Below are 12,377 nucleotides of genomic sequence, written 5' to 3' on the forward strand. Positions count from 1 at the left end.
ATTGTCTTATGCAAACCGCTACGTCTGCGATCTGAGCGGCCAGATTACCCGCATCCGCCGCACGCCAACCGCCGAAGGCGTTGCCCTGGGTATTGAAAGCGATTAGGTTGCTTACCGTCATGACGCCGCCGGGCGTCTGCTGAGCACTACGAGGCCCGACAGGGGCACAGCCGCGCGCAGTTCAGCTATGACGCCGCGGTACCGGTCACGGATAACCGCCTGCAGCACTGGCAGGCGCTGTTTATGAAATACGACCACTGGGGCAACCTGGTCAGCCGCCGCAACGGGCTGTATGAACAGCATTACGCGTATGACGCCGAGAACCGGCTGGTGTCCGCCCGGGGAACCGGGCCAGAAGGGCGGTTTGAGGCGCGCTATCACTACGACGCGCTGGGCCGCCGCACGCGCAAAATCGTCACCACCGCGCACGGCACCACCAACACCCGCTTCCTGTGGCAGGGCTACCGCCTGCTGCAGGAGCAGCAGGAGAGCGGGCTGCGCAGCACCTATGTATACGACCCGAATGAAGCCTGGAGCCCGCTGGCGCGGGTGGATCACCTTCGTGACCAGAGCAGCGGTGAGATTTACTGGTTCAACACCGATCTGAACGGCGCGCCGCTGGAGGTCACAGACGAGCGCGGCGCGGTGCGCTGGAGCGGCCAGTACGGCAGCTTTGGCGAGGTGCGCCATCAGAGCGAAGGGTTCTCACGGGTTGTGAATCGCACAGCGATGGCACACCAGCCGCTTCGCTATGCCGGGCAATACGCTGACGGTGAGACGGGACTGCACTATAACCTGTTCCGCTACTACGACCCGCAGGTCGGGCGGTTTATTGTGCAGGATCCGATTGGGCTGAATGGCGGGTGGAACCTATATCAGTATGCGCCGAATCCGTTGGGGTGGATTGATCCGCTGGGTCTTTCATGTACTGGTACAAACAGACGACAGGCTTTAAATAAAGCGAAAGACACCGCAGGTATCCCACGCTCTCAACAGCCAGAGAGACAATGGATTGTTGGAAGTGATAAGAGGAGAAGGGGAAGCACTAACTATCAATATTCAGAAGATCTTGGTTCTCATGGTAGATATTATGAATATACAGATGCTCAGGGGCATAAAAAGGTAGTTGTTGAGCATACCGCCGATCTAAGGGCTCCAGGTCCACATACACATGCTGGAAAATCTAAACCAGGCGCAGATCCTAGAACCTATGATTTTAAAGAGTCCAGGTATCAAAAGATTAATGTGCCTTCAACCAATGAACATCATATTTATTATGACTAGTAGAATTGAAGAAAAATTAATCATGCATAGAGCAAAGGGATTTGCAAAAAGTATCGATGGGATTGACTCCTACTCTATCTCATTAGTGAATGAGAAGGATTTTACTTGGCATCGTGAGGAGTTAAAAAGAGTTAACTCCATAAAAGATGAAATTGAAGGATTTCATTTTGAACAACCGGTTAATGTAAAGGAATTGGTCGAAAAAACGATAGATATATTACATGTGGATAACGAGGGTTTCTGTTGCTTTATCTATGAGGGTGTTGCCAGTGTATGTGTCCATGTGAACGATTTTCGTTTATTTTTAGCAAGCCTTTTTAAAATAAATGATACTTATGACATATGTCTCCTTTTTGAAGATCCAGACAGGGTTTTTATTATCAGTGATGACGAGCATTCTTTAAGGGTATATTACAAAAAAATGATTTAAAGTCGGGGGGCATCTCCTCTGTCAGTTAGTTACATGTTCAAAGATAGATTATTGATTTTGTTAATAGTTTAACCCACATCCTGTGGCGGAACTACCACCTGCTGCGGGAGCGGCAGGATTATGGACCGAATGAAGCCAGTTAGACGATTTGGGTAATATTTCAACGGACCCTAATTTAACCCATATGGGTATCCGAAATCCAGCTGATTACCCTGTTGTCAGAGGTCGACCTCCTGGGAGTGATAGATAATTATGAGCATTGAATATCATTTGATTGTAAACAGCTCTCACCAAGATGATATCTTCTTTGGAATTAAAGTTGTTTTCGAAAAGAGTGATTCATACATTTTGAGTCATTCTTCAGATAATGCATTTGGGTTTTCTATAAAAGATTCTTCATCTGATTGGGGGGCTGATTTCGAAATAGCAAAGAAAAAAGATGAATTTTTTATTCAAATTCACTCCGGCAATTATAAGAAAATTATGTCGGTAATAGAGAATTTCTCAACAATAAAGCAATTACTTTTGAGTTGGAAGAAGAGTAAATATATGCCGGGATTCTTCCCGGCAATTTTGTAGTTATTTTAATAAATTATTTTTTAGTGGTGATTTTTTTAATTAATATGCTATCGCTATTGCTGAGTGATATTTATGAAGCTAAAAGTCTTATCCACTTCCCAGTTGAAAAGGTATAGCTTAGGTAATACAGGTCAAGCATTATATAGTCACGACCATTACAACACTTTCATAGAGATCGGTCTGGGAGGATGGAAGTAATGAAAGTAATTACTTTATCTATTGACTTTAAAGAAATAAATGATGTTACAGAATTTCATGATAGGGTTAAGCACTTGTTTGGCTTTCCTGATTTCTATGGTAATAATTTCCATGCATTCATAGATTGCCTGACTAGTTTGCGATTCCCAGAAGAGGGGATGACATCTTTAAACTTAAAGCAAGACGAGTTTTTATTACTTAAGATAAGTAATATCAACAATTTGAATGAGGGATTGAAGCATGATTTTCTTTTGTCAATTCAAGAGGTAAATAATAGAAGTATTTTATTTGGTGAGGAGCCAACTATCTTGTTATTGCTTTGTGCACAACATAAGTGAAATATGGCGGGCGAAAAGAAAAATTCGCCTGTTTTTTATTAATTGATATTATTCTGAACGGAAGTATGTTGCGGAAAGTATATTTTTCACTCACTATGTGGAGTGTAATCATAGATACTTTAGGGAGGGCTGATGAGAGGGATTAAAGAGGCGTTGAAGCAACTAGCCGCTATTTGTAATGAATACTCGGTATCCGGAAATTTCAATACCGTTAATGACTTGGACAATGCATTTCCAACCAACCTACCTCGTTCCACAGATGTTGATTACTTATATAAAAATTACAATCCGGAAAAATTAAACATTGAAACAGGCTTCACGCCAATTAAAATTCACTCTATCAGTGAGCTCTCGAAGGCTCAAAGTGGTTATGAATACTTACCGGATAATTATCTTGTTATTGGTGATGATTTAGGTGGAGGTAAACCTTTAATTGCGGTTATCGAAGAAGGGAATACCTCTGTCTATGCTAGTTATGATGTAATTGAACCATTTAAAATAGCTAGCAGTCTCTCTGGATTTATATTTTCATTAGCTGAGCTTATTGATTTGGTATATGGTCAATACGGTATCTTTGATATAGCAGATGATAATGACGAAGTGAAAGGTGACTTTATTGATGAGTTGCGGAAAAGAATTGCGCCTCTTATCGGTAATGAAGGTTTTAATGCATTCTATGATTATTTTTATGGCTAGGGTACATGTTTTTTATTTAAATAAATGAATGGGATATGCCTCGCTTGTCAGATTGTTCGCCGCTTTGATGGCTGCTGCAAAGTTCATTCTTTCGTTCTCCGGTAGAGGTACGTGAGCTTGTCATACTCTGCGTGAGTGCTGGTGTGTTTGATGAAGAGCTTTCCGCGCTCAAAATCAGTAAATAACATTACTCTTAAATACCCGCCACCTACGTCAATGACCCACCATTTTTCCCGGTATTTCATCCTCTCCCGGCTGGGGAAGCGCTTTCGCATGTCGTCTGGTGATGGGTAGTGGTCTCCTTTTAGTACCCAGTAAAGATCTTCCAGAGCGAGTTCTTGAATAGGAAAATGTCTGGTGGCCGCGTCGAAAGCGCTCTTGAGACTGCGGGCATTTTTGCCCCTTGTTTCCAGATTGGAAACATTTAAGGTGGTGGTCGGCGGGTTGAGAATGTGGGAATTGTCATGGATTGCAGTTTTCATTTGCTCGTGATAAAGGCGATCATTTAATGAGTGTGAACACTGTAAGAGGTGACTGTGAAAGAAATGTCCACTTTGTGCCAGGAGCGGACATTGTTATTAATAGCAGCAGACGCCAGCCGGACTCTCTCGTCTTACAGCACTTCAACCACTTCAAATTCTTCTGCGATCAACTCCATATCTTTAGAAAAATGACCTTCGCGGGTAAAAAATCGCTGATGCTCATTTCGCCAGTATTGAAGGCTTAAATCGCCTTCACCTTCTTTGCGGGCAAACTCCTCAGTCACATCACAAAAACGCACCAGTCGCATTGAAACCAGCCGGGTCACGCAGACCGGGGCATTCAGGCCATCAAGGATAATGTTATAGCTTCCAATCCTCGGGGCAGACTTTTCTTGCTGGTAAGAGGCAAAGGATCCGCAGGAGGCCGTTTTAATCCCTTTTTTAATCAGGTCCGCAAGCTCGCTGGCCAGTTCCGGGCTGTCTCCCATTTGCCAGGCATCTGCGCCTGGATACTTTACTTTTAATACCTCAACAGTAGCCATTAAGAGCCCTTTTTAATCTTCGATGAAAAATGTCATACAGAGTTTTAACATGAACTTTCCGGACATTAACATTGATGCTTTCCCTCTGCTACTTTGTCCGCTCTTCGCTCTTACCAGACATTCAAAAACAACATTAAATTTTGCGTATGGCCGGGGATCCGCTTCTTACCCAGCAGAACTCCGGCCTCCCATCACCCGCCTCAGTGCGTCGTTATATACGGCTCCTTCACAAACTCTGCCAGCAACCAGACCATATCATGCAGTAGCCCGGTGAGTTCTTTCGCCACGCTCGCAGGCAGTGTCCCGCCCATCACCGCCAGCGTTAATGCCACGGCATAATCCACCTGCAACACCGTTTCCTGCCAGCAGTCCGGCACGCAGGAAGTAATCTTTTCACCTGCAATCAATTGCTCAACCAGATACGACGGAAGCTCTGAGTCACAGCACTCACGCAGCCGCTTCAGCGCGGCCAGCAATCGCTTGCAGAGCGTGGTAAACGTCACTGTGTCGTCAGTTTCCACCAGCACGCTGACATACGCGGCGCAGGTATCAGCCAGCTCGAAAAGATCCGCAAAATCGGAAATTGAAGCGTTGATGAGCTGATGAACAGCGCTTTCTTCAGAGAGCGCATAAGAAAAGTTAGGTGTAGTAGCCATTTAGCATCCTCGTCGTGCAGAAAAGTGTCATGTTATGCTAACGGGTTCCTACGCCCGGTTACGGATGTGCCGCAACGCAGGCACTTTACGACCGTGAAGAAGGGATGAAAAGGGATAACCCTGAATTACATAAGGTTGCTTGCAGGTTTGCGAGGCGGCTTCCAGAAGGGGATTGCCGCGTGGCGGCTACGCCCGACCCGGCCTCCAAAACCACCGCGATACGACCCGTAGGCCCGCGCAAGCGCAGCGCCCCCGGGCACAGTTTGCACTGCGGTTACGTCTTACGCAGACCTTTTCATTTTGAGCATCCCTTCTAATGATGTCTGCGTCGCGCGGGAGGATTTTCCCGCCTGTGAACAAAACACCCCAAACTCCCGGCACAGTGAAAGCGTAGCCATTTTGTAGTACATGGTAGACCTCAAGCCAGAACGATGTCTGGCACCGCGACCAGCCATCCGGGCGTTTAAATGGTTAAAATAAATAATAATAATCATTGCGCAATAAATTTCGCTGTGTCTTAATAGCGTCATCGGTTTGGAATACAGACCTTATGAAAGCAGTTTTAGTAAAGCAGTCCTCAGTTCAGGTGTTATCAGTAGATACTCCTTCTTCGTGAGCCTCCTCCTAAGTGCCAAATAAGTAACTCTCGAAATACAGGCCATCATCGCCGCGCTTAAGTGGCTCATAAATTAAGGATTTATCTATGTCTAATAAAATGACTGGTTTAGTAAAATGGTTCAACGCAGATAAAGGTTTTGGCTTTATCACCCCTGACGACGGCAGCAAAGATGTATTCGTACATTTCTCTGCAATTCAGAGCGACAACTTCAAAACGCTTGATGAAGGTCAGAAAGTTTCCTTTACCATTGAGAATGGCGCAAAAGGTCCAGCAGCTGGAAACGTTTCTCCACTGTAACCCGCGCTAAATATCAGTGCGGCGTACGATAGCGATGAAGACAATAATCCGAGCAGTTAAGCTGTACTGATAAAAATTAACCCGCACCTGTGCGGGTTTTTTATTTTTAAAGGGTAATGGTACTGAGTTTTATATGGCAGCCTGCCCATACTCCCTTCAAATTCAGCCTCAAAAACTGCTTCGCAATAAATTGAGCATCAATACAGTCCGCAGTTTCTGAAAAGGTTCATCCCTGCTCCCGTTCCCCCTCGCTCATCATCGCCAGAAACCGTTTCACCGTCCGCGAGCGTTCAAAGCGCCGCCAGCAGAGTGCGATATCGGTATAAAGCGCCGGCGCGCTCAGCGCGTGATAGGTGACATTCGGCGGAGAAATAGCGGCCATCGATTTCGGCACCAGCGCGAACCCGCCGCCAGCGGAGACCATGCTCAGAGAAGAGGAAAGTTGTGAAGATTGCAGCGTGTGTTGCATATCGACTCCGGCCCGCTCGCAGCTGCCGTAAACGCGGTCATACAGTCCCGGCGCGACCTCCTGGGGGAACAGCACCACCGGTGTATCCCGAAGCTGCTCTAACGCCAGCGAATCGCACGTAGCCAGAGGATGATCGCGATGCAGCGCCACCACCATCGGCTCCCGGTCGAGGATTTTCAACTCGAACACCTTGCTGCTTTCGCACGGCAGGCGCACAAAGGCGATATCCAGTTCACCCTCCGCCAGCATTGTCGTCAGCGAAGACATATTGGCTTCCACCTGGTGAACCTGCACCGCCATGTTCTGCACCTGAAACTGACGAATCAGCGCGAAAATTTTGGGATGAAAGGCGTCAGAGCTGGTGATGCCAATCGACAGGTTGCCGTTCAGCCCGCGCGCGATGCCCCGGGCTTTCTCCAGCGCGGCGTCGCTCAGCGCCAGGATCTTACAGGCGTCCTCATAGAAGGCTTCTCCCGCCTCGGTCAGCTCCACGCCCCGCGTCAGGCGCCTGAACAACGGTGTGCCCACTTCCTCCTCAAGCCGTTTAATCTGCTGGCTCAGTGGAGGCTGTGAAATACCCAGCGCTTTGGCCGCCCTGGTGAAGTGTCGCTCGCGTGCAACCGCGACAAAATAGCGCAGATAACGAAGTTCCATATCAAAAACGTCTCAAACCAGCATGGATTCTATATTGGAACTCTCTGCTGAATCGGGTCAACATTTATTTAACCTTTATAAATAAAGTTGAAGAGGACGGGCATGATGATGCATTCATCTGCATGCGACTGTGAGGCGAGTTTATGCGAGACCCTGCGTGGGTTCTCGGCTCAGCATCCTGACAGCGTGATCTATCAGACATCGCTAATGAGCGCCCTGCTAAGCGGCGTCTACGAAGGGGAGACGACGATCGCCGACCTGCTGGCACACGGTGATTTTGGTCTCGGCACCTTTAACGAGCTGGACGGTGAAATGATTGCCTTCAGCAGCCAGGTGTACCAGTTGCGCGCCGACGGCAGCGCCCGCGCCGCTAAGCCGGAGCAAAAAACGCCGTTCGCGGTGATGACCTGGTTCCAGCCGCAGTACCGCAAAATCTTTAACGGTCCGGTCAGCCGTCAGCAGATCCACGACGTGATCGACCAGCAGATCCCCTCCGATAACCTGTTCTGCGCGCTGCGCATCGATGGCAACTTCCGCCATGCGCATACCCGCACCGTTCCGCGCCAGACGCCGCCGTACCGGGCAATGACCGACGTGCTGGACGACCAGCCGGTGTTCCGCTTTAACCAGCGCGAGGGCGTGCTGGTCGGGTTCCGCACCCCGCAGCATATGCAGGGCATCAACGTGGCGGGCTATCACGAGCACTTTATCACCGACGACCGTCAGGGCGGGGGACATCTGCTCGACTATCAGCTGGAGAGCGGCGTGCTCACCTTCGGCGAAATCCACAAGCTGATGATTGACCTGCCCGCCGACAGCACGTTTTTACAGGCCAACCTGCACCCCAGCAACCTTGATGCGGCTATCCGCGCCGTCGAAAACTAACAGGAGAACTACCGTGAACAGTGAGAAACAGTCACGTCAGTGGGCGCACGGCGCCGATATGGTTGTCGGCCAGCTGGAAGCGCAGGGCGTGAAGCAGGTGTTCGGGATCCCGGGCGCGAAGATCGACAAGGTCTTTGACTCTCTGCTGGACTCCTCCATCGAGATTATCCCGGTGCGTCACGAGGCGAACGCGGCGTTTATGGCGGCAGCGGTAGGGCGGTTAACCGGCAAGGCCGGAGTCGCGCTGGTCACCTCCGGGCCGGGCTGCTCCAACCTGATCACCGGCATCGCCACCGCCAACAGCGAAGGCGACCCGGTCGTCGCGCTGGGCGGGGCGGTGAAGCGGGCGGATAAAGCCAAGCTGGTGCACCAGAGCATGGACACTGTCGCCATGTTCAGCCCGGTGACCAAATACGCCGTAGAAGTGAACTCCCCGGACGCGATTGCCGAGGTGGTGTCGAACGCGTTTCGCGCTGCCGAGCAGGGCAGGCCGGGCGGGGCGTTTGTCAGCCTGCCGCAGGATATTGTCGACCAGCCCACCACGGGGGCGATTTTACCCGCCAGCGGCCCGGCGCTGATGGGCCCGGCACCGGAGTCCGCCATTAACGACGTGGCGAAGCTTATCGAGAACGCCAAAAACCCGGTCATTTTACTCGGCCTGATGGCCAGCCAGCCCGCGAACAGCGCCGCGCTGCGCACGCTGCTGGAGAAAAGCCGCATTCCGGTCACCAGCACTTATCAGGCCGCCGGGGCGGTGAATCAGGAGCACTTCACCCGCTTCGCCGGACGCGTCGGCCTGTTCAACAACCAGGCCGGAGATCGGCTGCTGCATCTGGCGGATCTGATTATCTGCATCGGCTACAGCCCGGTGGAATACGAGCCGTCCATGTGGAATAGCGGCGACGCGACGCTGGTGCACATTGACGTGCTGCCCGCCTATGAGGAGCGCAAGTATGTTCCCGATCTGGAACTGGTCGGGGATATTGCCGCCACGCTGAATCTGCTTGCCAGCCGAATCGAGCACAAACTTGAACTCAGCCAGCGCGCCTCGGAAATTCTTGTCGATCGCCAGCATCAGCGTGACCTCCTCGACCGTCGCGGCGCATCGCTAAACCAGTTTGCCCTGCATCCGCTGCGCATCGTGCGCGCCATGCAGGACATCGTGAATAACGACGTAACGCTCACCGTCGACATGGGCAGCTTCCACATCTGGATCGCCCGCTACCTCTACAGCTTCCGCGCGCGTCAGGTGATGATCTCCAACGGACAGCAGACCATGGGCGTGGCGCTGCCGTGGGCGATTGGCGCGTGGCTGGTCAACCCGGGGCGCAAGGTGGTGTCGGTCTCCGGGGACGGCGGATTTTTGCAGTCGAGCATGGAGCTGGAAACCGCCGTGCGCCTCAATGCTAACGTGCTGCACATCATCTGGGTGGATAACGCCTACAACATGGTGGCGATCCAGGAAGAGAAAAAATACCAGCGTCTCTCCGGCGTGGAGTTTGGCCCGGTCGATTTTAAAGCCTATGCCGACGCCTTCGGTGCGAAAGGCTTTGCCGTCGAGAGCGCCGACGCGCTCGAACCGACGCTGCGTGCCGCAATGGATGTCGATGGCCCGGCCGTGGTGGCCATTCCCGTCGACTACAGCGATAACCCGCTGCTGATGGGCCAGCTCCATCTCAGCCAGATTTTGTGAATCAATATAAGGACAGAGAAATGCAAAAAGTGGCTCTCGTAACCGGCTCCGGCCAGGGGATTGGCAAAGCGATCGCGCTTCGCCTGGTGAAGGACGGCTTTGCCGTCGCTATTGCGGATTACAACGAAGAGACGGCGAAAGCGGTCGCGGATGAGATCACCCGCAACGGCGGGAAAGCCGTCGCCGTGAAGGTGGACGTCTCTGACCGCGACCAGGTGTTTGCGGCGGTGGAAAAAGCCCGCACCGCGCTGGGCGGCTTCAACGTCATCGTCAACAACGCCGGGGTGGCGCCGTCCACGCCAATCGAATCCATCACGCCGGAAATTGTCGACAAGGTCTACAACATCAACGTGAAAGGGGTGATCTGGGGCATTCAGGCCGCGATTGACGCGTTCCGCAAAGAGGGGCACGGCGGTAAAATCATCAACGCCTGCTCCCAGGCGGGCCATACCGGCAACCCGGAACTGGCGGTGTACAGCTCCAGCAAGTTCGCGGTGCGTGGCTTAACCCAGACCGCCGCGCGGGATCTCGCGCCGCTGGGGATCACCGTTAACGCCTATTGCCCGGGCATCGTCAAAACGCCGATGTGGGCGGAGATCGACCGTCAGGTCTCCGAGGCGGCGGGTAAACCGCTCGGCTACGGAACGGAAACCTTTGCCAAACGCATCACGCTTGGCCGTTTGTCCGAACCGGAAGATGTGGCCGCCTGCGTCTCTTACCTCGCCGGACCAGACTCCGACTACATGACCGGTCAGTCGCTGCTGATTGATGGAGGGATGGTGTTCAACTAAATTCTAATAAGCTCTGACATGAACTTTCCCCTGCTCCCGTGCAGGGGCTTTTTTTTGTCTCCTCAGCCATTGTGCATTACACTGCGCGCTGCAAAACTTTAGTCTTAAGATCTGACAGGCGGTAACAGCGATGAACGGTACAATCACAACGTGGTTTAAAGATAAAGGCTTCGGATTTATCAAAGATGAAAACGGCGACAACCGCTATTTTCACGTGATTAAGGTCGCCAACCCTGATCTGATTAAGAAAGATGCGGCGGTGACCTTCGAACCCACCACAAACACCAAAGGCCTTTCCGCGTATGCGGTGAAGGTGATCCCGGAGAGCAAGCATCTTTATATCGCGGGCGAGCGCGTGAAGCTCACCTCGATCAAATCCTTCGTGGTGTTCAGCGAAGAAGAGCCCGTTGAGACCAAAATCGACAAAGAGAACGCGGTGCTGTCGGTGGGGCTACTGATGAACAGCATCAAGCCGAAAAGTGAGAAAAAACCGGGCGAGATGCGCACGGTGAAGAAGCTGGCGATCACCACCTTCCAGAACACGACGATGATCTTCACCGAAGATGAAATCGACATCGACGCGACGGTTAAGCTGCTGAAGTAATTTTATGCCGGGTGGCGGCTACGCGTTACCCGGCCTGCACGTTCTTCCTTTTCGACCGCTTTTTAACCTGCTATAACAAACTCCTTACCTTGCAGGGAGTCACCGCCGTGCCCGAAATCAATCAACATGGTCAAACCGTTAACGATATCGTCCCCGACTGGAAATGTGCCCGAGCGCTAACTCGCACGCCGCTAACCGGCCAGTATTGTCGTCTGGAACCGTTGGACGCAGAACGCCACGAGGCGGATCTGTTTGAAGCTTACGCACTGGGCGATGACAGCGACTGGACGTGGCTTGCCAGCACCCAGCCTGTGAGCGTTGAGGCTACTGCGCACTGGGTGCTCGGAAAGGTGCTGGATGACGACCTGGTGCCCTTTGCCGTTATCGATCTGCGCACCGAAAAGGCGGTAGGGCTGGTGAGCTATATGGCGATTGAACGCTTTCTGGGATCGGTGGAAATTGGCCACGTCACCTGGTCGCGCAAGATGAAAGGCACCCGCATTGGCACCGAAGCGGTGTGGCTACTGCTGAAAAACGCCTTTGAGCATAAATATCGTCGGCTGGAGTGGAAATGCGATTCGATGAACACCGCCTCACGCCGCGCGGCGGAGCGGCTGGGGTTCGTCTGGGAGGGACGTCTGCGCCAGAAGCTGGTGCGTAAAGGACGCAACCGCGACAGCGATATGCTTTCGATTATTGACGGCGAGTGGCCGCAAAGGGACACGGAGCTGCGCGCCTGGCTGGCGGCGGAGAATTTTGACGCGGAAGGGCGGCAGATTAAGCGGTTAGAGGAATTTCGCTAGATAGGCGTTGCGGGCAGAGTGCATTATGGCAACTCTGCCCACGAACGTTATTTCTCGATCATCTGAATAATTTGATTGCGGTTGATAGCATGTTCATTACCAGCAACATCCTCATAAGTTATAAGACCGTTATCATCATCCACTTCCGGTTTTCCATGGGTAATAATCATTTCCCCATTTTTCTTTTGTAATACATAGTCGCTGGAGCACCCTGCAACCGTGAGGGTCATCAGTGCCAGACTCATTATTGCAACCAATTTTTTCATCTTAATGCCTATACCTTAAAAGACCACTTTGGGCCAAATGACGTTACTGAAAAGTCCTTCATTTAAAGGGAGATATCAATAACACTGCATA

At 51.5% G+C, this 12,377-nt stretch carries 15 protein-coding genes and 1 pseudogene; 11 read left to right on the forward strand and 5 right to left on the reverse strand.

Annotated elements, in window-relative coordinates; all coding sequences use genetic code 11:
• Positions 1–106: 106 nt before the first annotated feature.
• The 5 genes and pseudogenes from ACQG1K_RS05870 to ACQG1K_RS05890 all read left to right on the forward strand — a co-directional run.
• Positions 107–1,284 (forward strand): annotated as a pseudogene (locus tag ACQG1K_RS05870) (RHS repeat-associated core domain-containing protein); the annotation flags it as partial.
• The gene (locus tag ACQG1K_RS05875; RefSeq protein WP_063927283.1) at positions 1,277–1,714 is read left to right on the forward strand and encodes a hypothetical protein; all 438 of its coding nucleotides are present in this window, start codon (positions 1,277–1,279) and stop codon (positions 1,712–1,714) included. The pseudogene ACQG1K_RS05870 and the gene ACQG1K_RS05875, both read left to right, overlap by 8 nt.
• A gap of 252 nt (positions 1,715–1,966) precedes the next feature.
• Complete coding sequence (locus ACQG1K_RS05880) at positions 1,967–2,293, forward strand: hypothetical protein (RefSeq protein ID WP_048966880.1); 327 nt, start codon at positions 1,967–1,969, stop codon at positions 2,291–2,293.
• A gap of 197 nt (positions 2,294–2,490) precedes the next feature.
• Positions 2,491–2,829 (forward strand): barstar family protein, encoded by a 339-nt coding sequence (locus ACQG1K_RS05885; RefSeq protein ID WP_023299531.1) that lies wholly within the window; start codon positions 2,491–2,493, stop codon positions 2,827–2,829.
• A gap of 132 nt (positions 2,830–2,961) precedes the next feature.
• Positions 2,962–3,525, forward strand: a complete 564-nt coding sequence (locus tag ACQG1K_RS05890) for a hypothetical protein (protein WP_023299532.1) — start codon at positions 2,962–2,964, stop codon at positions 3,523–3,525.
• An 83-nt stretch (positions 3,526–3,608) separates the two neighbouring features.
• Here ACQG1K_RS05890 and ACQG1K_RS05895 read toward each other — a convergent pair whose 3' ends face one another.
• The 3 genes from ACQG1K_RS05895 to ACQG1K_RS05905 all read right to left on the reverse strand — a co-directional run bounded on the left by ACQG1K_RS05895 (position 3,609) and on the right by ACQG1K_RS05905 (position 5,205).
• Entirely contained in the window at positions 3,609–3,938 is a 330-nt protein-coding gene (locus ACQG1K_RS05895; RefSeq protein ID WP_032671566.1) for a type II toxin-antitoxin system HigB family toxin, read from the reverse strand.
• 200 nt (positions 3,939–4,138) lie between these two features.
• Positions 4,139–4,549, reverse strand: coding sequence for an ASCH domain-containing protein (locus ACQG1K_RS05900; RefSeq protein ID WP_023299534.1), 411 nt, complete (start codon positions 4,547–4,549; stop codon positions 4,139–4,141).
• Between the two features lie 200 nt (positions 4,550–4,749).
• A complete protein-coding gene (locus ACQG1K_RS05905) occupies positions 4,750–5,205 on the reverse strand; it encodes a hypothetical protein (RefSeq protein WP_063201170.1) in 456 nt (151 codons plus the stop codon).
• A gap of 703 nt (positions 5,206–5,908) precedes the next feature.
• Between ACQG1K_RS05905 and cspE the strand changes: the two genes are divergently transcribed.
• Entirely contained in the window at positions 5,909–6,121 is a 213-nt protein-coding gene (gene cspE, locus ACQG1K_RS05910) for a transcription antiterminator/RNA stability regulator CspE (protein ID WP_022647355.1), read from the forward strand.
• Between the two features lie 226 nt (positions 6,122–6,347).
• On the opposite strand, the gene ACQG1K_RS05915 is transcribed toward cspE, so the two are convergent.
• The gene (locus ACQG1K_RS05915) at positions 6,348–7,244 is read right to left on the reverse strand and encodes a LysR family transcriptional regulator (protein WP_367075358.1); all 897 of its coding nucleotides are present in this window, start codon (positions 7,242–7,244) and stop codon (positions 6,348–6,350) included.
• 105 nt (positions 7,245–7,349) lie between these two features.
• Here ACQG1K_RS05915 and budA point away from each other — a divergent pair, with 105 nt between their 5' ends.
• From budA to ACQG1K_RS05940, 5 genes are all read left to right on the forward strand, one after another.
• Positions 7,350–8,129 (forward strand): acetolactate decarboxylase, encoded by a 780-nt coding sequence (gene budA / locus ACQG1K_RS05920; RefSeq protein WP_367075380.1) that lies wholly within the window; start codon positions 7,350–7,352, stop codon positions 8,127–8,129.
• A complete protein-coding gene (gene alsS, locus ACQG1K_RS05925; protein ID WP_152811382.1) occupies positions 8,101–9,822 on the forward strand; it encodes an acetolactate synthase AlsS in 1,722 nt (573 codons plus the stop codon). Before budA ends, alsS begins: the two co-directional genes overlap by 29 nt.
• Positions 9,823–9,842: 20 nt before the next feature.
• The gene (locus ACQG1K_RS05930; RefSeq protein ID WP_022647359.1) at positions 9,843–10,613 is read left to right on the forward strand and encodes a (S)-acetoin forming diacetyl reductase; all 771 of its coding nucleotides are present in this window, start codon (positions 9,843–9,845) and stop codon (positions 10,611–10,613) included.
• Between the two features lie 130 nt (positions 10,614–10,743).
• Positions 10,744–11,217 (forward strand): cold-shock protein, encoded by a 474-nt coding sequence (locus ACQG1K_RS05935; protein WP_022647360.1) that lies wholly within the window; start codon positions 10,744–10,746, stop codon positions 11,215–11,217.
• 107 nt (positions 11,218–11,324) lie between these two features.
• Positions 11,325–12,020, forward strand: coding sequence for a GNAT family N-acetyltransferase (locus tag ACQG1K_RS05940; RefSeq protein ID WP_367075360.1), 696 nt, complete (start codon positions 11,325–11,327; stop codon positions 12,018–12,020).
• 47 nt (positions 12,021–12,067) lie between these two features.
• Here ACQG1K_RS05940 and ACQG1K_RS05945 read toward each other — a convergent pair whose 3' ends face one another.
• Complete coding sequence (locus tag ACQG1K_RS05945; protein WP_063201161.1) at positions 12,068–12,286, reverse strand: YgdI/YgdR family lipoprotein; 219 nt, start codon at positions 12,284–12,286, stop codon at positions 12,068–12,070.
• Positions 12,287–12,377 lie beyond the last annotated feature (91 nt).

The sequence above is a fragment of the Enterobacter cloacae complex sp. 402C9 genome (assembly GCF_050030745.1).
Taxonomy (GTDB): domain Bacteria; phylum Pseudomonadota; class Gammaproteobacteria; order Enterobacterales; family Enterobacteriaceae; genus Enterobacter; species Enterobacter intestinihominis.

Excerpts from the sequence above, each read along its gene's own strand:
- ACQG1K_RS05905 (WP_063201170.1), bottom strand. The coding sequence starts at position 5,205 with ATGGCTACTACACCTAACTTTTCTTATGCGCTCTCTGAAGAAAGCGCT.
- ACQG1K_RS05935 (WP_022647360.1), top strand. The coding sequence starts at position 10,744 with ATGAACGGTACAATCACAACGTGGTTTAAAGATAAAGGCTTCGGATTT.
- ACQG1K_RS05945 (WP_063201161.1), bottom strand. The coding sequence starts at position 12,286 with ATGAAAAAATTGGTTGCAATAATGAGTCTGGCACTGATGACCCTCACG.
- cspE (WP_022647355.1), top strand. The coding sequence starts at position 5,909 with ATGTCTAATAAAATGACTGGTTTAGTAAAATGGTTCAACGCAGATAAA.
- ACQG1K_RS05915 (WP_367075358.1), bottom strand. The coding sequence starts at position 7,244 with ATGGAACTTCGTTATCTGCGCTATTTTGTCGCGGTTGCACGCGAGCGA.
- ACQG1K_RS05900 (WP_023299534.1), bottom strand. The coding sequence starts at position 4,549 with ATGGCTACTGTTGAGGTATTAAAAGTAAAGTATCCAGGCGCAGATGCC.
- ACQG1K_RS05875 (WP_063927283.1), top strand. The coding sequence starts at position 1,277 with ATGACTAGTAGAATTGAAGAAAAATTAATCATGCATAGAGCAAAGGGA.
- ACQG1K_RS05885 (WP_023299531.1), top strand. The coding sequence starts at position 2,491 with ATGAAAGTAATTACTTTATCTATTGACTTTAAAGAAATAAATGATGTT.
- ACQG1K_RS05890 (WP_023299532.1), top strand. The coding sequence starts at position 2,962 with ATGAGAGGGATTAAAGAGGCGTTGAAGCAACTAGCCGCTATTTGTAAT.
- alsS (WP_152811382.1), top strand. The coding sequence starts at position 8,101 with ATGCGGCTATCCGCGCCGTCGAAAACTAACAGGAGAACTACCGTGAAC.
- budA (WP_367075380.1), top strand. The coding sequence starts at position 7,350 with ATGATGCATTCATCTGCATGCGACTGTGAGGCGAGTTTATGCGAGACC.
- ACQG1K_RS05930 (WP_022647359.1), top strand. The coding sequence starts at position 9,843 with ATGCAAAAAGTGGCTCTCGTAACCGGCTCCGGCCAGGGGATTGGCAAA.
- ACQG1K_RS05880 (WP_048966880.1), top strand. The coding sequence starts at position 1,967 with ATGAGCATTGAATATCATTTGATTGTAAACAGCTCTCACCAAGATGAT.